This window comes from Mesorhizobium sp. 43Arga, from assembly GCF_053714255.1.
In genome coordinates this window covers 934,816-953,274 of the sequence record NZ_JBSKBO010000001.1, presented here as the reverse complement: position 1 = coordinate 953,274, position 18,459 = coordinate 934,816, and the positions used below count along the sequence as shown (strand labels likewise).

The 18,459-nt window shown below is 64.6% G+C and carries 17 protein-coding genes; 10 read left to right on the top strand and 7 right to left on the bottom strand.

Annotated elements, in window-relative coordinates:
- Positions 1 to 9 precede the first annotated feature (9 nt).
- Positions 10 to 696 (bottom strand): GNAT family N-acetyltransferase, encoded by a 687-nt coding sequence (locus ACWGS8_RS04715; protein WP_454579821.1) that lies wholly within the window; start codon positions 694 to 696, stop codon positions 10 to 12.
- Between the two features lie 83 nt (positions 697 to 779).
- Here ACWGS8_RS04715 and ACWGS8_RS04710 point away from each other — a divergent pair, with 83 nt between their 5' ends.
- Together ACWGS8_RS04710 and ACWGS8_RS04705 are read left to right on the top strand one after the other, a co-directional pair.
- Positions 780 to 1,964, top strand: coding sequence for a pyridoxal phosphate-dependent aminotransferase (locus ACWGS8_RS04710; protein WP_454579820.1), 1,185 nt, complete (start codon positions 780 to 782; stop codon positions 1,962 to 1,964).
- Between the two features lie 149 nt (positions 1,965 to 2,113).
- A complete protein-coding gene (locus tag ACWGS8_RS04705) occupies positions 2,114 to 2,488 on the top strand; it encodes a YciI family protein (RefSeq protein WP_454579819.1) in 375 nt (124 codons plus the stop codon).
- Between the two features lie 33 nt (positions 2,489 to 2,521).
- Here ACWGS8_RS04705 and ACWGS8_RS04700 read toward each other — a convergent pair whose 3' ends face one another.
- From ACWGS8_RS04700 to trhO, 3 genes are all read right to left on the bottom strand, one after another.
- Positions 2,522 to 3,277 (bottom strand): SDR family oxidoreductase, encoded by a 756-nt coding sequence (locus ACWGS8_RS04700; RefSeq protein ID WP_454579818.1) that lies wholly within the window; start codon positions 3,275 to 3,277, stop codon positions 2,522 to 2,524.
- A gap of 298 nt (positions 3,278 to 3,575) precedes the next feature.
- The gene (locus tag ACWGS8_RS04695; RefSeq protein ID WP_454579817.1) at positions 3,576 to 4,316 is read right to left on the bottom strand and encodes a tellurite resistance TerB family protein; all 741 of its coding nucleotides are present in this window, start codon (positions 4,314 to 4,316) and stop codon (positions 3,576 to 3,578) included.
- Positions 4,317 to 4,432: 116 nt separating this feature from the next.
- Positions 4,433 to 5,362, bottom strand: coding sequence for an oxygen-dependent tRNA uridine(34) hydroxylase TrhO (gene trhO, locus ACWGS8_RS04690; protein ID WP_454579816.1), 930 nt, complete (start codon positions 5,360 to 5,362; stop codon positions 4,433 to 4,435).
- Between the two features lie 191 nt (positions 5,363 to 5,553).
- Between trhO and ACWGS8_RS04685 the strand changes: the two genes are divergently transcribed.
- Positions 5,554 to 6,192, top strand: a complete 639-nt coding sequence (locus ACWGS8_RS04685) for a 2-dehydro-3-deoxy-phosphogluconate aldolase (RefSeq protein ID WP_454579815.1) — start codon at positions 5,554 to 5,556, stop codon at positions 6,190 to 6,192.
- A gap of 10 nt (positions 6,193 to 6,202) precedes the next feature.
- Here ACWGS8_RS04685 and ACWGS8_RS04680 read toward each other — a convergent pair whose 3' ends face one another.
- Positions 6,203 to 6,952, bottom strand: coding sequence for an SDR family NAD(P)-dependent oxidoreductase (locus ACWGS8_RS04680; protein WP_454579814.1), 750 nt, complete (start codon positions 6,950 to 6,952; stop codon positions 6,203 to 6,205).
- Positions 6,953 to 7,146: 194 nt separating this feature from the next.
- On the opposite strand from ACWGS8_RS04680, the gene ACWGS8_RS04675 reads away from it, so the two are divergent.
- A complete protein-coding gene (locus ACWGS8_RS04675) occupies positions 7,147 to 8,040 on the top strand; it encodes an AraC family transcriptional regulator N-terminal domain-containing protein (RefSeq protein WP_454579813.1) in 894 nt (297 codons plus the stop codon).
- Positions 8,041 to 8,286: 246 nt separating this feature from the next.
- Here the strand turns inward: ACWGS8_RS04675 and ACWGS8_RS04670 are convergent, their stop codons facing one another.
- Both ACWGS8_RS04670 and ACWGS8_RS04665 read right to left on the bottom strand, forming a co-directional pair.
- Positions 8,287 to 10,125, bottom strand: coding sequence for a DUF882 domain-containing protein (locus ACWGS8_RS04670; RefSeq protein ID WP_454579812.1), 1,839 nt, complete (start codon positions 10,123 to 10,125; stop codon positions 8,287 to 8,289).
- A gap of 498 nt (positions 10,126 to 10,623) precedes the next feature.
- Positions 10,624 to 12,159, bottom strand: coding sequence for a sigma-54-dependent transcriptional regulator (locus ACWGS8_RS04665; protein ID WP_454579811.1), 1,536 nt, complete (start codon positions 12,157 to 12,159; stop codon positions 10,624 to 10,626).
- Positions 12,160 to 12,331: 172 nt separating this feature from the next.
- Between ACWGS8_RS04665 and ACWGS8_RS04660 the strand changes: the two genes are divergently transcribed.
- The 6 genes from ACWGS8_RS04660 (at position 12,332) to ACWGS8_RS04635 (ending at position 18,457) form a co-directional block, all read left to right on the top strand.
- On the top strand, positions 12,332 to 14,170 hold the full coding sequence (locus ACWGS8_RS04660; protein WP_454579810.1) for a M3 family oligoendopeptidase: 1,839 nt from the start codon (positions 12,332 to 12,334) through the stop codon (positions 14,168 to 14,170).
- Positions 14,171 to 14,530: 360 nt separating this feature from the next.
- Entirely contained in the window at positions 14,531 to 15,304 is a 774-nt protein-coding gene (locus ACWGS8_RS04655) for a proton-conducting membrane transporter (RefSeq protein WP_454579809.1), read from the top strand.
- A 165-nt stretch (positions 15,305 to 15,469) separates the two neighbouring features.
- Complete coding sequence (locus ACWGS8_RS04650; protein WP_454579808.1) at positions 15,470 to 16,615, top strand: aminodeoxychorismate synthase component I; 1,146 nt, start codon at positions 15,470 to 15,472, stop codon at positions 16,613 to 16,615.
- Positions 16,564 to 17,226 carry an aminotransferase class IV family protein gene (locus ACWGS8_RS04645; RefSeq protein WP_454579807.1) on the top strand — a complete coding sequence of 221 codons (663 nt, stop codon included), beginning with the start codon at positions 16,564 to 16,566 and terminating at the stop codon, positions 17,224 to 17,226. The genes ACWGS8_RS04650 and ACWGS8_RS04645 overlap by 52 nt, the downstream gene beginning before the upstream one ends.
- Before the next feature lie 14 nt (positions 17,227 to 17,240).
- Positions 17,241 to 17,528: a YciI family protein gene (locus tag ACWGS8_RS04640; RefSeq protein WP_454579806.1), complete on the top strand. Its 288-nt coding sequence runs from the start codon at positions 17,241 to 17,243 to the stop codon at positions 17,526 to 17,528.
- Positions 17,525 to 18,457 carry a heme-dependent oxidative N-demethylase family protein gene (locus ACWGS8_RS04635; protein WP_454579805.1) on the top strand — a complete coding sequence of 311 codons (933 nt, stop codon included), beginning with the start codon at positions 17,525 to 17,527 and terminating at the stop codon, positions 18,455 to 18,457. The genes ACWGS8_RS04640 and ACWGS8_RS04635 overlap by 4 nt, the downstream gene beginning before the upstream one ends.
- The last annotated feature ends 2 nt before the right edge of the window (positions 18,458 to 18,459 follow it).

The following is an 18,459-nucleotide window of genomic DNA, read 5'->3' as shown; positions in this document are numbered from 1 at the left end:
CGCCGAAGCTCACGCCCCGAATTCCGCGCGAAACTCCTCGAGCCGTCGCTTCTGCTGGCCGGCGCCGTCGAAATTGGCCGGATCGAGCCACGCTACATAGGCTTTGCGCAGCGCCGGCCATTCCTTGTCGATGATCGAATACCATGCGGTATCGCGGTTTTCACCTTTGACGATGAGGTGCTGGCGGAAAATGCCCTCGAACTTGAAGCCGAACCGTTCCGCGGCCCGCTTCGACGGCTCGTTGCGGTTGTTGCACTTCCATTCGTAGCGGCGATAGCCCAGTTCGTCGAAAATGTATTTCATGAAGAGGAACTGCGCTTCGGTCGCGCCCGGCTTGCGCGAGATCAGCGGCCCCCAATAGATGTTGCCGATCTCGATGACGCCGTAAGCGGGATCGATGCGCATCAATGTCTGACGCCCGGCGACCTTGCCGCTGGCCTTGTCGATGACGGCGAAGAACAGCGGGTCTTCGCTGGCCTCGACCTTGTCCAGCCAGGGCTGGAAGGCAGTGCGGGTTTCCGGCGGATAGTCGGGCAGCCAGGCGAAGCGGCCGTCGACATCGGACACGGAAGACGCTTCATAGAGCCCATCACCGTGCTTTGCGGCGCTCAGCGGTTCAAGCCTGACATAGCGGCCGTCGATCGCCCTGCGCTCCGGGCGCGGGCGCGGCTGCCAATCCTTGAGATTTTCCGACACCGAAGACTCCAATCCGTTTGACTTTTGCGGGCCGAAGCTCACAAAAACGCAACCTCACAGTAAGAACCACACGGACGGGAAAAATGCTCCACACGATTTCGGCCTTCGACCGTCTCGGCGAGGAAAATGCCTTCGCGGTGCTCGCGAGGGCCACGGCACTCGCCCAACAGGGCCGCGACATCGTCAATCTCGGCATCGGCCAGCCCGACTTCAAGACGCCGCAGCATATCGTCGAGGCGGCGATCAAGGCGTTGCGTGACGGCCACCACGGCTACACGCCCGCCAACGGGCTGCTGGCGACGCGCGAAGCGGTGGTGCGGCGCACGCTGACCACCACCGGCGTCGAGGTGTCACCCGAGACGGTGATGATCCTGCCCGGCGGCAAGCCGACCATGTTCGCCGCCATCCTGATGTTCGGCGAGCCCGGCGCTGAGATCCTCTATCCCGACCCCGGCTTTCCCATTTACCGCTCGATGATCGAATTCACCGGCGCGGCTCCCGTCCCCGTGCCAATGCGCGAGGAAAACGGCTTTGCCTTTTCGGCAGAAGAAACGCTGGCGCTGATCACCTCAAAGACCAGGCTCTTGATCCTCAACTCGCCGGCCAACCCGACCGGCGGCGTCACGCCACGCGCGGAGATCGAGAAGCTGGTCAAGGGGCTGGAAAAACACCCCGACGTCGCCATCCTCTCCGACGAGATCTACGACGTGATGACCTATGACGGCGAGGCTCATTGCTCGCTGCTCGGCTACCCCGAAATCCGTGACCGGCTGATCGTTCTCAATGGCTGGTCCAAGACCTGGGCGATGACCGGCTGGCGCATGGGCTGGTCGATCTGGCCGAATGGCGACAAGGGCGCCCATCTCTACGACAAGGTGCGCAAGCTGGCGGTCAATTGCTGGTCCTGCGTCAACGCGCCGAGCCAGTTCGCCGGCATCGCGGCCATCGATGGCCCGCAGGACGACGTCGACACCATGATGCGCGCCTTCGACCGCCGCAGGAAGGTCGTGGTCGAAGGGCTGAATGCTCTGCCCGACATTTCCTGCATCACACCCAAGGGCGCGTTCTATGCCTTCCCCAATGTCTCGAAGACCGGCTGGAAGGCAAAGAAGCTCGCCTCCGCACTGCTCGACGACGCCGGCGTGGCGCTGATCGGCGGCCCCGATTTCGGCATTCTCGGCGAAGGCTATGTCAGGCTCTCCTACGCCAACTCCGAGGAAAACATCTTGCGCGCGCTAGAACGGATCGGGGCGTTCCTCGCCAGGTGAGGCTTAGCGTCTGCCGCGCGGGTCGGGATGGCTTGTGGCCGGCTGCCATGGCGGTGTCATGAGCCGTCCGGAGGCAAGCTGCCAAGGCTGGGCGTGCATCTCGAGAACGGCTACGGTCCTCGGACACAGATCGAAGTGAGATTCCTCGGATGTTCTATGCAATCCTTGCCTATCACGTGGAAGATGCGATCAAGGCGCTGACGCCGCAGGAAGATGCGGCGCTGATGGCCGAGTTGCTGAAGATCAACACAAGGCTTCGTGAGGAAGGCACGCTTGGACCCTCCGCGCGTCTGGGGGCGACACAGGATGCCTTCACCTTGCGTGGCCCGGGCGACGGCGTGGTCATCGACGGCCCTTTCGCCGAGACCAAAGAACAGTTGCTCGGCCTCTATGTCGTCGACTGCGCCACGCGAGACGAGGCCATCGCGATCGCCCGCGACCTTCGCCGTGTCAATCCGACCGCGGTTTACGAGATCAGGCCCATTGTGCTGTTCAAGCCCGGCGCGCCGCTGGCCGGCAAATGAGCCGGCGGCGAAAGCCCTGCCCGCGTCCGCTGATCAGCCACGTCCCACGAACGGCATCTTGGTCGCCATTACGGTCATGAACAGCACATTGGCCTTCAGTGGCAGGCTGGCCATGTGGACGACGGCATCGGCGACGTGCTGGACATCCATCACCGCTTCGGCGGCGATGGAGCCGTTGGCCTGCGGCACGCCGACGGTCATCGGCTGCGCCATGTCGGTCAGCGCGTTGCCGATGTCGATCTGGCCGCAGGCGATGTCGTAAGGCCGGCCGTCGAGCGCCAGCGTCTTGGTCAGCCCGGTGATGGCATGCTTGGTCGCCGTATAGGGCACCGAGCCCGGGCGCGGCGCATAGGCCGACACCGAGCCGTTGTTGATGATGCGGCCGCCCATCGGCCGCTGGTTGCGCATGGCGCCGAAGGCGGCGCGGGCGCACAGGAACGAACCGGTGAGATTGACGCCGACAATGTCGTTCCACACTTCGACCGGGATCTCGTCGATCGGCGTCGACTTGTAACCCATGCCGGCATTGTTGAAGAGCAGGTCGACGCGGCCAAAGGCTTCCGCCACCGTCTCGAACAGATCGTCGACCTCGCCTGCCTTGCTGATGTCGCAGGCCACTGCCAAGGCCTTGGCCTCGGTCCGGCCGGCCTCGGCGACCGCGGCATCCAGCACCGCTTTGCGGCGGCCGCAGAACACCGTGTTCCAGCCGGCCTTGAGCAGCGCCGTGGCAACACTCTTGCCGATACCCGTGCCGGCGCCGGTGACGATGGCGGTTCTTTCTTCGGTCATGGCCGATGTCCTCCGGCAGCGCCGAGCGTGCCCGACTGATTTTCAGGATTTGGCTCGGCAGAAGGCATCGCAAATGACGGCGGCGATGGCAAGTGCAGCCTAGGGGGCATGCCCTCGAAAGTGGACTCTGGGTTCGGAGAAAGCCCCACCATAGGCCGACAAAAAGGGCGGTCATTGGCGACCGCCCTGATCTGAACCGGGCTTGGGAGGAGGAAAGCCGATCCGACTGTGTAGAATCATGCGCTTCCTGAGTTAACGAAAGCTTAACGCCCGAAAGACCACCTGTCCCGATCTGATACTACCAGCGTGGATTGGGCGAAGTTCCGGCCTTTGTTGCGGGAACCTTGGCCGCCGAAACCGTCGCCTCGACATGGTCGACCAGCCCGTCCGGCAGGCCGAGCCGGCCGGCAAGCAGGTCGAGATACCCGCGCTCGGCGCGCGTGTCGGGATCGATGGTTAGGCGCGACGCCGTGTAGAGTTCGAGCTTCTGCGCGTCGGTCTTGGCGCCTGCCACCAGCGTGTCGAGGTCGAGCGGGCGTTCCAGCTCCGCCATCAGGAATTTTTCGGCATCGGAGCCGATCCCCGCAAGGCTGAGCTTGCCGGCGATCTTCCTGCGCTCCTCGTCGTCGACATGGCCGTCGGCCTTGGCCGCCGAGATCATTGCTCGCGCCAGGGTCAGCGTGAACTCATCCTCGCCCTGCGGTGCCTGCGACGGATGGAAGGCGGTGTCCTTGGGCGGCGGCAGCAATTCCGGTTCGCCGGCGGCGGGCGCCTGCTCCGGCGCGTTGCCGGCCTTGTAGTTCTGATAAGCCTTGTAGGCCAGGCCGCCGATCGCGGCCAATCCACCGAGCTTCACCGCGGCACCGGTCACCTCGCGGCCGGCCCCTGTTCCGAGCAGCACGGCGGCAAGCGCACCGGCGGCAAGCGGGTTGTCCTTGGCCATCTGCACGGCCTGGCCCGCCTTGTCGCGGACGGTGCCGCTGGTGCCGGGAATTTGCGAGCCGAGCAGATCGTCGAGAAGCTTCTTGGGATCGAACATTCAGTGCCTCCAGCTTTTGCCCGGCCGAACGGGCAGGTTTCGAACGCCGAAGACGTAGGTCCCGAAACTTGACATTGCAATGACAGGCCGCCATCGCCGCGGCTCCGGTGCCCGGATCAGGAGCCGATATGCGGCCCCTTGCCCCGCGCTTGTGCCAACTCGACCTGCCGCTGGCGTTCGGCGTAGCGTTGACGGTCCTCGTCGGTACGGGCGTCGAAGCAATGCGGGCAAGAGATGCCGGCGGCATATTTCGACGACGCCAGCTCACTTGCCGTCAGCGGATGGCGGCAGGCACGGCAGAGTTCCGCGTCCCCTTCGGCGAGGCCGTGCGACACCGAAACCCGCTCGTCGAAGACGAAGCACTCGCCTTGCCACAGGCTCTGCTCGGCCGGAACCTCCTCAAGGTATTTGAGGATGCCGCCCTTGAGATGGAACACATCCTCGAAGCCGAGCGATTTCACGTAGGCGGTCGCCTTTTCGCAGCGAATGCCGCCGGTGCAGAACATCGCCACCTTGCGGCCTTCGAGCTCTGCCCGGTGCGCTTCCACCCAGGCTGGGAACTCGCGAAAGCTCGCCGTCGCCGGATCGACCGCGCCCTTGAAGGTGCCGATCGAAACCTCGTAGGCGTTGCGCGTGTCGATGACGATCGTCTCGGGCTCGGAAATCAGCGCGTTCCAGTCGGCGGCCGCGACATAGGTTCCGGCGCTTGTTTCCGGGTCGATATCCTCGACGCCCATGGTGACGATCTCGCGCTTCAGCCGCACCTTCATGCGATGGAAAGGCATTTCCGTGGCTGCGCTGTATTTGATCTCGAGCCCCGCCAGCCCGTCAATGGCTTCGATGTAGTCGATCAGCTCGGCGATCGCTGCTTCGCTGCCGGCGACGGTCCCGTTGATGCCTTCATGCGCCAGAAGCAGCGTGCCCTTGATGCCGCGGCCGCAGCAGAAGGCCGCGAGCGGCGCGCGCAGCGTCTCGAAGGCGTCGAGCCGGGCAAACCGGTAGAGCGCGGCGACGCGGACAGGCTGGGATGGAGCGGACGGTGTCATTGCCAGAGCAACTAGACGCTCGTAAAAGCCGATTCAAGGCGAAACCGGCTTCGGCACCTGTCATGGCCCTGTCGGGAAAGAGCCGGTAAGCTGTCCGCTAGCGCGTGACATCGCGACGCGACCGGTTTCGTGGACAGGCAAACACCCGTCTGCTAATCGGTTGAAATCACCCCTTGGCTATGGAGAGACAGATGCCCAGCAAGACCGAAAAACTCCTGTCGCTCCTCAACGGCCAGCCCGTCATCCCGGTGCTGAAAATCAATGATGTCGCCAACGCCGTGCCGTTGGCCCGCGCCCTGGCACGCGGCGGCCTCCCGGCGATCGAGATCACGCTGCGGACCGCCGATGCGCTGGAAGCGATCCGGCGGGTGGCGGCCGAGGTCGAGGAAGCCATTGTCGGCGCTGGCACCATTCTGGACAGCAGGCAGTTCGATGAAGCGGCGAGCGCCGGCTCTCGCTTCATCGTCAGCCCCGGCATAACGCGCGAGCTTCTGGCGGCGGCCGCCGACAGCGAGGTTCCGCTGCTGCCCGGCGCCATCACGCCCGGCGAAATCATGGCCGCGCGCGAGGCCGGCCTGCGCTTCCTGAAATTCTTCCCGGCCGAGCAGTCCGGCGGCATCGCCTCGCTGAAGGCCTTCGCCTCGCCGCTGGCCGATGTCAAATTCTGCCCGACCGGCGGTATCACCGGCAAGAACGCCGCCGACTACCTCGGCCTGCCCAACGTCATCTGCGTCGGCGGCTCGTGGGTCGCGCCCGACGACATGGTCAAGGCCGGCAAATGGGACGAGATCGAAGCGCTCGCACGCGCTGCCAGCCAGCTCCGGAAATAGTCGGTCCCGCTCACCAGGGCAGCGGACCGTTCTCGTCGAAATAGCCGCCGGTCGGTCCGCCGGTCTCCAGCGTCGCCAGCCGCACGATGATCTCAGCCGCCTGTTGCACCGTGCGACGACCCTTACCCGCGTTGAGATCCGTCGCGGTGTAGCCGGGAGCAGCCGCGTTGACCGCTATGCCGCGCGGCGCAAGTTCCCTGGCAAAGGCCACCGTGATGGCGTTGAGCGCCGTCTTCGAGCTGCCGTAACTCATGAGAAGCGGCGACTGGCTGTCGCCGGCCGCGCGAGCGATCGAGCCAATATAGCTGCTGACCATGACGATGCGGGCGGCCGGCGCCGCCAGGAGCAGCGGCAGGAACGCCTGGGTGACGCGAACCGGGCCGAAGACATTGACGTCATAAGTGGCCTTCATATCCACGACATTTTCTAGGCTTGGCGGCCGTTGGTAGCGGCCGTCCGCGTCAAGCGCCTCGACATAGCCAAGGGCGACGCCGGCATTGTTGACCAGCGCATCGAGGCTGGACGCCCGCGCCGCCAGGCTTCTTGCCGCGGCCGCCACGCTCTCATCGCGGGTGACGTCGAGCTCGAGCCATTCGACATCGAGCCCTTCATTACGCAAAGCCTGCGTCGCCGCTTCGCCGCGCGCGGCGTCGCGGGCGCCGAGCCAGACCTTGAATCCCATCGCCGCCAGCCGGCGGGCGGTCTCGAGGCCGATACCCTTGTTGGCGCCGGTAACCAGCGCATTCTTTTGCGTCGTCATGTTCATGCCTCCGTTGGTGACCTGGATATGACCTGTGCCGGCCGGCTATGCGCGCCGGATACTCGCGTCCTCTTGCCCAATCCTCTCAATCAAGTGCGCGTCTTCGCGTCACAGGTGCGCGCTTGCGCGTCACCAGATGCGCGTTTGCAGATCACGCTGTTGCGAGGTCCTCGTCGATCGGCAATTCTGGAACGATGAACGACATACTCCAGGAATTGATCGCCCTCGCGGGCCGGCATGCGCACGGGCGGCGGACGAAAACAGCCATCCCGCGCGTTACGATCGGCCGTAGCGAGGTTCCGACATCGCCCCTGCCCGAACTCTGTCAACCGACCGCGCTGTTGGTCCTGCAGGGGACCAAAACGGTGCTGGTCGGCGACCGTACGCTTGCCTACAGCGCCGGTAGCTATTTCGTCTATGCGGTGGAGGCGCCCGCCACCAGCCAGCTGATAGAGGCGAGCAGCGCCCGTCCCTACATGGCTCTCGCCTTCGCCATCGATATCGAGCTGATCGCCGGCCTGCTTATCGACCACAGACCGGCGGTCGACGGCGACAGCTTCGTAACCAATCGGGCGGATGACGAGTTGCTCGATGCCTGGCGCCGTATGCTGCGGCTGCTCGACCGTCCGGCCGAAATTCCGGTGCTCGCGCCCATGCTCGAACGCGAGATCGCATTCCGCCTGCTGCAAGGTCCGCAAGGCGCGAAGCTGCGCCAGCTCGCGCGCGCTGACGGCCGCCTGTCGCAGATCCGCCGCGCCACCGCCTGGATACGATCGCACTACAACGAGCCTATCGATGTGACGGAGCTGGCCGCGCTGGCACATATGAGTAACGCTTCGTTTCACCGCCACTTCAAGGCAGCGACCGCCATGAGCCCGATCCAGTACCAGAAGCAGGTCCGGCTGCTGGAGGCGCGCCATCTGCTGATCGCGGAGCCAGGCAGCGCCACGCGTGTCGCGTTTGCCGTCGGCTATGAAAGCGCATCCCAGTTCAGCCGGGAATATGCGCGCCATTTCGGATTGCCGCCGGCGCGTGACGCCGCGCGGCTCCTGGCCAGGGGCGAAGCAGCCACGATGGAAATCGACTAGGGTGGTTCACCGTTTCATGGAAACGGTGAACCACCCTAACTCTTTGTTTCGACGCAATTCCCAAGGGAAAGCGCTAGGCGCCTTTCCCGGGAAAACCGCCTCCTGGAATTTCTCTACCTCGGAACCAAGACATACGCGCGGCGTCAGGTGGTATCCCAGCATCGGGGCATCGCATCTGCCGTATCCTGAAAACCAAAAAGCCGCGCCGGTTGCCCTGCACGGCTTTTGCTTTGTCTGGACGGCCGGCTACTTCGTCTGGAAGCGGGCAACCGACAGGAACTTGACGGCGTTGCCGGTGAAGCGGCTGGGGTCTGGCGCCTGGGCATCGGTCTGGAAGCCGGCGGTATAGACCTCGCTCGGCGGCGTGTGCACGATGTTGTAGGCGTAGCCCGGCGCCGTCGTCGCGCTCGAAACGGTGGCGACGTTATCGCCGCTGGTCAGCGCCCAGCGGGCGGCCTGGGGCGCCGCGGCGACCACCATGGCCCTGGGGCCAGGCTTCTGGTCGCGGGCGGTAGCCCTGGCTTCCTTGCGGGTCGTCTTCACGCCGGCACCGATCGCGGCGGCCGGATCGGAACCGGCCGGACGTGCGGCAACGGCCTGGCGCGGCGATGCGGCATCGACACCCGACGGGTCGTTGAAGGCCGAGCGCGGCTCTTCAGCCAGCGACGCAACCTTGTATTCGTCCGCATTGCCAACCTGCTTGTATTCGACGGTATTGCCGACCTGGGCGTTGGCCTCGTCAAGCACGGCCTTGACCGCGTCCGGCTTGGCCGGTTCGGGCCGCGCGGTCGGCAGCACCGAGAACGCATCCGTCGCGGTCTTGCGCTGTTCGGCCGTATCCGCCAGCGCCATCAGCACATCCTTGCTGGGCGGCGGCGCGAGATCCGCCGGCAGCGTGCGTTCGGGACGCCATGTCGGCAGGGGGATGTTGTTGACGGCAACCTGCGCCGGATCGGCGGCAGCCGCCGCAGCGAGCGCTGCGGGGTCAGCCTTGCCGAACGGCATGTTCGCCGGCGCCTGCGCGGTCGCCACGGCCTGTTCGGTGGTCGCCGTCGCGTCCGCCATGGCGAACGGAACGTTCTCAGGCTGTGCGCCGACATTGGCCTTCGGCCGGGGCGCGAAATCGGGCAGCGGAATCTCCTTGGCCGGCAGTGCGGCGATGATCGTTTCCGGCGTATCCTTTTCCGGCTCCGGCGCCTGCTCGTCGGCAATCTGCGGAATGTTGGCGCGCTGCGCATTCTCGGGCGCCACGACGGCGATGCCCGGCAGGTTGCTGCTCTTGGCGGTTGCGGCCGGCTTGAGGTTCCGAGCCTTGGGCGCAGGGGCGGCCGAAGCGGTCTCGACATCGGCGCTGTCGTCGGCTTCATCGGAGCCGCCGCCGCCAAACAAGGCGGACAGGAACCCACCGGACTTCTTGCCGCCGCCGCCGGCACTCGCAAGCTCAACATTGGGCGTACCAGCGCCCTTGCGGGCCTTGTAGGCGGCCATCGCCTGCTCATAGCCGGGCAGCGGCCGGCCGTCGCTCGGCACATGCAACGTCTTGCCGTTCGGGAACAGGCTGACCAGTTCCTGGCGGCTGATGCCGGGCCAGTGGCGGACATTGCCGACATCCATATGGACGAACGGCGAACCGGAGGTCGGGTAGTAACCGACGCCACCGCCCTGCATCTTCAGGCCGATGTTGCGCAGCTTTTTCAGAGGCACGCCGGGAATGTAGAAATCCATCGCCTTGCCGAGCATATGCTGGCTCTTTTCGGCGACACCCCGGCTGCGGCTGCGCAGCATCGAATTGGTCGCCGGCGAACGGTAGCCGCACACGACCTGGATATAGTCGGAGGAGCCGCTTTCGCGATAGGCCTCCCAGACCAGATCCAGCAGGCGCGGATCCATCTTGGTCGGCTCGTTGCGGCGCCAGTCGCGCAGGATGATGTTGATCTTGCGCAGGCCCTCGGGAATGTAGCGGCCGTTGCGCTTGTAGACGATCTCGGCCTTTTCGTGCGTGTGCAGGTGATAAAGCTTCAGCGAACGCGTTTCAGCGCTGGCGCCAGTGGCCGCCGCGGCAACAAAACCAAAAGCGACAATCACCGCTGCCAGCCATCTTGGCCAGACGCTCAAATGATCATGACGCCCGTTTTTGAGTCGTTCGATTCTGTTCAAATCAAAAGGCCTTGCAGGCTGCCGTTTGTCCCCGGATTTGCCCAAACGGATGTGTCGTTTTCACATCCGAATATCGATCCTAATGGTTAATCATCGCTTATTGAAGCCGAAATGCGGTAACACCATGGCGATATCCCGTCAAAAATTGTTCACAAGGTTTCTTGGTAAACCGCTGGTTTAGATCAGGATTCCGGCTTTGGCCGAACACGATCTGTTACCAATAGCCTTAATGCGTGAACAGAGCTGTCCACAGGCCGGCCATATTCCGGCGGAAACCCCGATAGAGGGCCGATCCTGCCATTGCAAGCTGGTCCCGGCCTTGCGTCGGATGCATACGGCGAAAAAGGGACCTCGGTTTTGCCGAGCGACATGCAGGGAACAACGAGCTAAAACGCGTCGCGTCAATCCGTTCCGACGCGACGCGCTTCAGGAAGCAAGCCGATCGACACGGCCCGTCTCCGGGTCGATGCCGTATTCCTTGAGCTTGCGGTAGAGCGTCGAGCGGCCGATGCCGAGGCGGCGCGCGACTTCGCTCATCTGGCCGTTGTAGTGGTCGATGGCGAGCTTGATCATCTCGAGTTCGACATCGGCCAGCGCGCGCACATTGCCGCGTTCGTCGAGCGCCCGCAGCGTGCCGAATCTGGGCTGAAGCACGGCCGGCCGATCTGGCTCGCCGGCTGGAGCGGCATCGCCGGCCGCCCCCCCCTCATCGCGAAGCTCCGGAGGCGATGAGAGGCGAGGTGCCGCCTCGTCCGTTTCGAGATTGACGGTGCCTTCCACCTGCGCGCGGATCTGCGGAAAATCGTCGACATCGAGCACGTCGCCTTCACACAGCACCGAGGCGCGGAAGACGGCGTTTTCGAGCTGCCTTATGTTGCCGGGCCAGTCATAGGCCTCCAGTACGGCAAGCGCTGCAGGCGAAATGCCTTGCAGGCGATGGCGCGGGTCGGCGGGCGCCACCTTCTCCATGAAATGCGCGACCAGATGCGGAATGTCGTCGCGGCGATCGCGCAGCGGCGGCACGAAGATCGGGTAGACGTTGAGCCGGTAGAACAGGTCCTCGCGGAACTTGCCGTCCTTGACCTGCTGCAGGAGGTTGCGATGCGTCGCCGAAATCAGCCTGATATCGACCTTGACGGTCGAACGGCCACCGACCGGATCGACCTCGCCCTCCTGTACAGCGCGCAACAGCTTGACCTGCACGTCGAGCGGCAGGTCGCCGATCTCGTCGAGGAACAGCGTGCCCGAATGCGCTTCGACGAATTTGCCGGTGTGCTTGTCGGTGGCGCCGGTGAACGAGCCCTTCTCGTGGCCGAACAGGATCGATTCGACAAGATTGTCGGGAATGGCGCCGCAATTGACGGTGACGAAGGGTTTCGAGCGGCGGTCGCCGCTGCCCTGGATGGCGCGCGCCACCAGTTCCTTGCCGACGCCGGATTCGCCTTCGATCAGGATCGGGATGTTGGATCCGGCCGCTTTCTGGCCGAGGCGGATCACCCTGTCCATGGCCGGACTGTGGGTGATCATGTCCCTGAACGTCAGCAAACCGCCGCGCTTGCGCGACGTGCGCTTGACCTCGCCCTCGACCGCCTCGACCTTGAGCGCATTGGCGATCGAGGCCTGCAGCCTGTCTGGTGACGCCGGCTTGACGACGAAATCGAAAGCGCCGTGGCGCATCGCCGACACCACGGTTTCGATGCCGCCCTGGGCGGTCTGCACGATGACCGGGACGGTGATGTCGCGTTCGCGCATGGCTTTCAGCACGCCGATGCCGTCGAGACCGGGCATGACCAGGTCGAGGATGACCGCGCAGATGTCGCGGGCGCCAGGCCCGTCGAGCACGTCGAGGCCGGCCTCACCGCCGTCGACGACGATTGCCGTGTGGCCGAACCGCGTCACCGCCGCCTCGAGCAGCCGGCGCTGCACGGGATCGTCATCGACTATGAGAATGGAACCTGTCATGACTGTCTTGAACTGCCTGCGCCCGAAATCCCCATGGATCATCTTGGCACAGGGTTCTAAATAAGGTTTCAAAAAACCCGGTGAACGAATTCCTTAGGATTTGACCGGCTTCCCTGTTCCCCCTGATTCTGCTGCTTGATTCTGACCCCATAATTCACAGAAGGTATTGTCGATGCGCATGATGTTTGGTCGGCGGCTTGCGGCACCGGCGTCCGGTCAGGGCGCGGCCGAGCTTGGCGATCTGCCGGAATGGAACCTTGCCGACCTCTATGCCGGCATGGAAGCGCCGGAACTGAAGCGTGACATCGCAAAAGCCGCCGCCGACGCGATCGCTTTCGAGACGCGCTGGAAGGGCACGCTCGCCGCCGAGGCCGGTCGCGGCGGTGCCGGCAGACTGGGCGAGGCGCTGGTCGCCTACGAGGCGCTGGAGGAACTGATCGGCCGCATCGTCTCCTATGCCGGGCTGGTCTATGCCGGCAACACCGCCGATCCGCAGCGCGCCAAGCTCTATGGCGATGTCCAGGAGAAGATGACCGACGCCAGCGCGCATCTCCTGTTCTTCGCGCTCGAACTGAACCTGATTGACGACGCCGCGATCGAAAGCGCCCTCACCAGCGATCCCGCTTTCGGCCACTACCGGCCCTGGGTGCTCGACCTCAGAATGGACAAGCCCTACCAGCTCGAGGACCGCGTCGAGCAGCTTTTCCACGAGAAATCGATCACCGGACGCGGCGCCTGGAACCGCCTGTTCGACGAGACGATGACCGACCTTCGCTTCGACGTCGACGGCGAGGAGCTGACGCTGGAGCCGGCCCTCAATCGCCTGCAGGATGCCGATGGCGAGGAGCGCCGCCGTGCCTCCGAGGCGCTGGCCGCGACGTTCCGCAAGAATTTGCGCACCTTCACCCTGATCACCAACACGCTGGCCAAGGACAAGGAAATTTCAGACCGCTGGCGCGGCTTCGAGGACATCGCCGATTCCCGCCATCTCGCCAACCGTGTCGAGCGCGGCGTCGTCGACGCGCTCGCCACCGCGGTGCGCGAGGCCTATCCGCGCCTGTCGCATCGTTACTACGCGATGAAGGCGCGCTGGCTCGGCATGGAGGTAATGAACCACTGGGACCGCAACGCGCCGCTGCCGGAAACGCCGCAAGCGGTGATCGGCTGGAACGAAGCCAGGAACACCGTCCTGTCCGCCTATCAACGCTTTTCGCCCGAGATGGCCGAGATCGCACGCACCTTCTTCGACCGCAACTGGATCGACGCGCCGGTGCGCCCGGGCAAATCGCCAGGCGCCTTTGCCCATCCGACCGTGCCGTCGGCCCACCCCTACGTGCTGCTCAACTACATGGGCAAGCCGCGCGACGTGATGACGCTGGCGCATGAACTCGGCCACGGCGTGCACCAGGTGCTGGCCGCCGACCAGGGCGCGCTGATGGCCTCGACGCCGCTGACCCTGGCCGAGACGGCGTCGGTCTTCGGCGAGATGCTGACCTTCCGCTCGCTGCTCGAGCAGACCACCGACCGGCGCGAGCGCAAGGCCATGCTCGCCCAGAAGGTCGAGGACATGATCAACACGGTGGTGCGCCAGATCGCCTTCTACGAATTCGAGCGCAAGGTGCATGCCGAGCGCCGCAACGGCGAACTGACATCCGACAGGCTCGGCCAGTTCTGGCTGGAAGTGCAGGCCGAAAGCCTCGGCCCGGCGATCAAGCTGCGCGAAGGCTATGAGGTATTCTGGACCTACATCCCGCACTTCATCCATTCGCCGTTCTACGTCTATGCCTATGCGTTCGGCGACTGCCTGGTGAACTCGCTCTACGCCGTCTACCAGAACGCCGAGCGCGGTTTTCAGGACAAGTATTTCGAGATGCTGCGCGCCGGCGGCACCAAGCATCATTCGCAGCTTCTGGCGCCCTTTGGCCTCGATGCCACCGACCCCGCCTTCTGGCAGATCGGGCTCGGTGTCATCAGCGGCCTGATCGATGAACTGGAAACGCTCGACGGCTGAGACGCCTCTCGCCTGCAAGAACAGTTTAGCCGGAATGCATGTTGGGACGGCACTGTTCTTTCGCTAAATATTTGTTCTTGAAGAACTCTCGGCGGAAGTTTTTCTCATAGCTTTCCACAAGCTCTATGATAGCCTTCGCCGCAAGCTCAGCCGGAGCCCATGCGGATCGGCGAGGGAAAATCTCAGCCGGCCGTGACGCTCAGGCGAACGCGACGACGGCCGTTGGCCATGGGCTGGAAAAGCCGATCGCCGACAGCTCGAACCGAAGCCGGCTGTTCTGCGAACCCGCGGAACCATCACCGAGTAGTCCATCGCCGAAGGTCATGACCCACGGCAGACGGATCTGACTGGAGAGAGACAATGGGCACTTTTTTCTACGTGGTCCTGGCGTTCCTTGTAGGCGTTTTGGTTGGCTGGTTCATCTGGGGTCGCCTACGCGGTGAGCTCGACAGTTTGCGCGGCGATCTCGACCGCACCCGCAGCGAGCGCGACAGGCTGCGGGCCGACGGCGACCGCCTGACCGGCGAACTCAATGCATGCGGCAAGACGCGCGCCGATCTCGAGCGCCAGTTGCGCGACGCGCAGGCTTCCACGGGTGGAGCAAAGGCCGCCAGTCAGCCACCGGCCGCCCTGATGTCGACGCCGGCCGCCGCATCCGCTCCTGCGGCGGCCAAGGCTGCGCCTGCCAAACCGGCCGCGAAGGCCGCGCCGGCGAAAGCCACCGCTGCCAAGCCAGCCGCGGCTAAGGCAGCGGCTCCAGCCAAACCCGCCGCGAGCAAACCTGCAGCCTCCGCTGCGTCGACAGCCAAGAGTGCGGCCGCGCCCAAGCCGGCAGCCGCCAAGAAGGCCGCACCGCCGGCAGCCAAGCCGGCGGTGGGCAAATCAGACAATCTGCGCCGGCTGATCGGTATCGGCCCGGTCAACGAGAAGCTGCTCAAGGCGCAGGGCGTCACCACTTTCGCCCAGATCGCCGCCTGGACCGCCGCCGACATCAAGCGGATCGAGGACGTGATGAACTTCGACGGCCGCATCGCCCGCGAACGCTGGATCGAGCAAGCCAAGCTGCTCGCCGCCGGCGACGAGAAGGAATTCGCCAAGCAATTTCCGACAGCCGGAACCGCCAGCAACACCTGAACCGCCGAGATTGTTAAGCCCGCGGGGCCATGGGCCCCGCCGATTTCTTTTTGGCAGGCAAGGCCGCCATGAGGTCGGCTTTGAGGGGCAAGGTGCCGTTCCCTCGATTGCACGCAAGCGGTCCCCCATATAGAGCGATCGACGGCTTCATCGATCCTGGTCCCCATGTCCCTGCCCGCCGCCATTTTCCGCAACGACGAAAGCGCGCGTCAGCTCGTATTCGACCGGCCGGCCGACATCATCGTGGCGCATGAGGCCCGGGATTTCGGGCCGGCGCTGGAAGCGGCGCAGGCCGCGCACGACGCCGGCAAATGGCTGGCCGGCTATTTCTCCTACGAGGCCGGCTATCTGCTCGAACCGAAACTCGTTCCCTTGCTGCCGCGGGGACGTCGCGCGCCGCTGATCTGCCTCGGTGTCTTCGATGCTTCGGTCGAAGAAGCGGTGCCGCCACGCAACGCAGCAACCCCGAACGGCCCGATCTTCGACGCGCGGGCGACGTGGTCTTTCGAGGACTATGAAAAGCGCTTCTCGCGTCTGCACCAGCACATCAGGCAAGGCGACTGCTACCAGGGCAATCTGACCTTTCCGGTGCAGGCGCAATGGTCCGGCGACCCGCTTGCCGCCTTCGACGCGCTGACCGAACGCCAGCCGGTAAAGTATGGCGCGCTGGTGGCGCTGGGCGATCCCATCGTGCTGTCGCGCTCGCCCGAACTGTTCTTCGAGATCGACGCCGCTGGGAAGATCGAAACGCATCCGATGAAAGGCACGGCCCCGCGCGGCGCGACCAAGGCCGAGGACGAGCGGCAGAAGACCTTCCTGCGCAATGACGAGAAGAACCAGGCCGAGAACCGGATGATCGTCGACCTCCTGCGCAACGACATCTCGCTGATCAGCGAGGTCGGCACGCTGGAGGTGCCGGAACTGTTTCGCATCGAGAGCTACCCAACCGTCCACCAGATGGTGAGCGACGTCAGGGCGAAGCTGCTGCCGGGCCTCACCATCCGCCAGATCCTTGCAGCGCTGTTTCCCTGCGGCTCGATCACCGGCGCGCCGAAGATCCGTGCGATGGAGATCCTGCACGATCTGGAAGGCACGCCGCGCGATGTCTATTGCGGCGCCATCGGCTGGATCGCGCCCGGCGGCACGATGCGCTTTTCCGTGGCGATCCGCACCATCTCGCTCTTTGCCAGTGGCGAGGCCGTCTACAATGTCGGCGGCGGCATCGTCTTCGATTCGACGGCTGAGGAGGAGTATCAGGAGTGTCTGCTCAAAGCCCGCTTCGCGACGGGGACACCGCCGATTTCGAGCTGATCGAAACCATGCGCTGGCAGCCCGGGACGGGCTTCCTGCGCTTCGATCGCCACCTTGCACGCCTCTATGGCTCGGCGGCGGAGCTCGGCTTCGCCTGCGATCCGCAACGCATAGCCGAGGTGTTGAGCGATGCCCTTGATGGCGCCCGAACCGCCATGCGCACGCGGCTCGCTTTGGCGCGCAACGGCGACGCGACGGCCTCGGCAGAGGCCTACGAACCGCTCGCCGCCGACAAGGTGTGGATATTGCAGCTGGCGCGGACGCGGCTCGATTCGCAAAACACGCTGCTGCGCCACAAGACCAGCCGGCGCCAGCTCTACACCCATGCCCGTTCCGAATATCTCGTCACCCAGGCCGACGAAGTAATCCTGGCCAATGAGCGCGGCGAAATGTGCGAAGGCACCATCACCAATGTCTTCGCCGATTTCGGCGACGGCGTGCTGGCAACGCCCCGGCTCGATTGCGGCCTGCTGCCTGGCGTATTGCGCGCCGAGCTTCTGGATGAAGGCCGGGCCCAAGAAGCGATCTACAGCTACGACGATCTGAAGTCGGCCAAGGCACTCTTTGTCGGCAATTCGCTGCGCGGCTTGATTCCCGCAAAGCTTGTGTGAACCAGGAGAGCGCCATGTTCGTCGTTACGCTGAACTACAAGGTTCCTCTGACCGAGATCGACCGCTTGCAGGCGGCGCATATCGAATGGCTGAAGGGCTGCTATGCGGAAGGCATCTTCGTCGCCTCCGGGCCGAAGAAACCGCGAACCGGTGGCATCATAATCGCGCAATGCACGCGCGAGATCCTCGATGCCAGGCTGGCTGCCGACCCCTTTGCCAAGGCGGGTGCCGCGGACTACGAGGTCACAGAATTCCTGGCCAGGATGACCGCCGCCGGTCTCGACGCTCTCAAGGAAGCATGAGTTTGGTCGAGGCCCTGCCCACCCACACCCCTTATGACGGCTCCTCGAAGCTGTTCAACATCGGGCTGAAACCGCTTGAGCCGGCAAACTGGATCGAGGTCGACGGCCATCTTCTGCCTTATCTCGCCGAGAAGCGCCGGCTTTATGCCGAAATCCCCGACCGGGTTTTCGTCGAAGAGGACGGCACTCGGGACGCCCAGCGGGAAGTGCTCGACTTGCTCGGCGCCTATCTGCCGGAGCGATTTCCGCACACCCATCGCCGCACCGATGCGGGCATCGAGTTGGTGGGCGCCGCGAACCACCCTGCTTTGCCTTCGGCTCTTGCCGACGCGCCACTCGTCGCGGCCTCGCTGCTGGTCCAGGAAGACCTGATCCTGATGCGCCGCGACGACAGCGGCTGGCGGCTCGCCGCTGGGTCACTATGCTTCCCCTCATCCTGGTCGCTCACCGAAAAATTCGGCAAGCCGCTGCAGCAGATCCATGAGCCAGTGCCGGGCTTCGGTCCGGGAACGCGTCCCGCCGCATTGATCAACCGCATGTTCGACGGCCTGCAGGGCCAGGCGGTCGAACGCTTCAACTGGTCGATCCAGGCCGACAATGCGCTCTATCATCCGCTGTCCAATGTCGAGCGCATCGACCGCGCCACCAACCGGCCGTCGCGCTTCCCCGATGGTGACGTCAGGACGCACGCCTTCATCCGCGTCGAGCGGCAGACGCTCCGCAAGCTGCCGTCCTCACGCGACATCCTGTTCACCATCCGCATCCATCTCGACCCACTCGCCGTGCTTGAGCGGCACCCGGACCGGGCGACGCTCGCACTGTCCTTTGCCGCTCAGCTCGAAGCGCTCGATCTAGACCAACTCGACTACAAGGGCCTGACATCGGACCGCGACCGGCTGATCGAACATTTGAAGACGATGACACGGTGAGC

Bases quoted from the DNA above. Each gene is read 5' to 3' on its own strand.
- ACWGS8_RS04705 (WP_454579819.1), top strand. From the start codon at position 2,114: ATGTTCTATGCAATCCTTGCCTATCACGTGGAAGATGCGATCAAGGCG.
- ACWGS8_RS04655 (WP_454579809.1), top strand. From the start codon at position 14,531: ATGGGCACTTTTTTCTACGTGGTCCTGGCGTTCCTTGTAGGCGTTTTG.
- ACWGS8_RS04695 (WP_454579817.1), bottom strand. From the start codon at position 4,316: ATGTTCGATCCCAAGAAGCTTCTCGACGATCTGCTCGGCTCGCAAATT.
- ACWGS8_RS04680 (WP_454579814.1), bottom strand. From the start codon at position 6,952: ATGACGACGCAAAAGAATGCGCTGGTTACCGGCGCCAACAAGGGTATC.
- ACWGS8_RS04660 (WP_454579810.1), top strand. From the start codon at position 12,332: ATGCGCATGATGTTTGGTCGGCGGCTTGCGGCACCGGCGTCCGGTCAG.
- ACWGS8_RS04700 (WP_454579818.1), bottom strand. From the start codon at position 3,277: ATGACCGAAGAAAGAACCGCCATCGTCACCGGCGCCGGCACGGGTATC.
- ACWGS8_RS04640 (WP_454579806.1), top strand. From the start codon at position 17,241: ATGTTCGTCGTTACGCTGAACTACAAGGTTCCTCTGACCGAGATCGAC.
- ACWGS8_RS04685 (WP_454579815.1), top strand. From the start codon at position 5,554: ATGCCCAGCAAGACCGAAAAACTCCTGTCGCTCCTCAACGGCCAGCCC.
- ACWGS8_RS04665 (WP_454579811.1), bottom strand. From the start codon at position 12,159: ATGACAGGTTCCATTCTCATAGTCGATGACGATCCCGTGCAGCGCCGG.
- ACWGS8_RS04675 (WP_454579813.1), top strand. From the start codon at position 7,147: ATGAACGACATACTCCAGGAATTGATCGCCCTCGCGGGCCGGCATGCG.
- ACWGS8_RS04710 (WP_454579820.1), top strand. From the start codon at position 780: ATGCTCCACACGATTTCGGCCTTCGACCGTCTCGGCGAGGAAAATGCC.
- ACWGS8_RS04650 (WP_454579808.1), top strand. From the start codon at position 15,470: ATGTCCCTGCCCGCCGCCATTTTCCGCAACGACGAAAGCGCGCGTCAG.
- trhO (WP_454579816.1), bottom strand. From the start codon at position 5,362: ATGACACCGTCCGCTCCATCCCAGCCTGTCCGCGTCGCCGCGCTCTAC.
- ACWGS8_RS04635 (WP_454579805.1), top strand. From the start codon at position 17,525: ATGAGTTTGGTCGAGGCCCTGCCCACCCACACCCCTTATGACGGCTCC.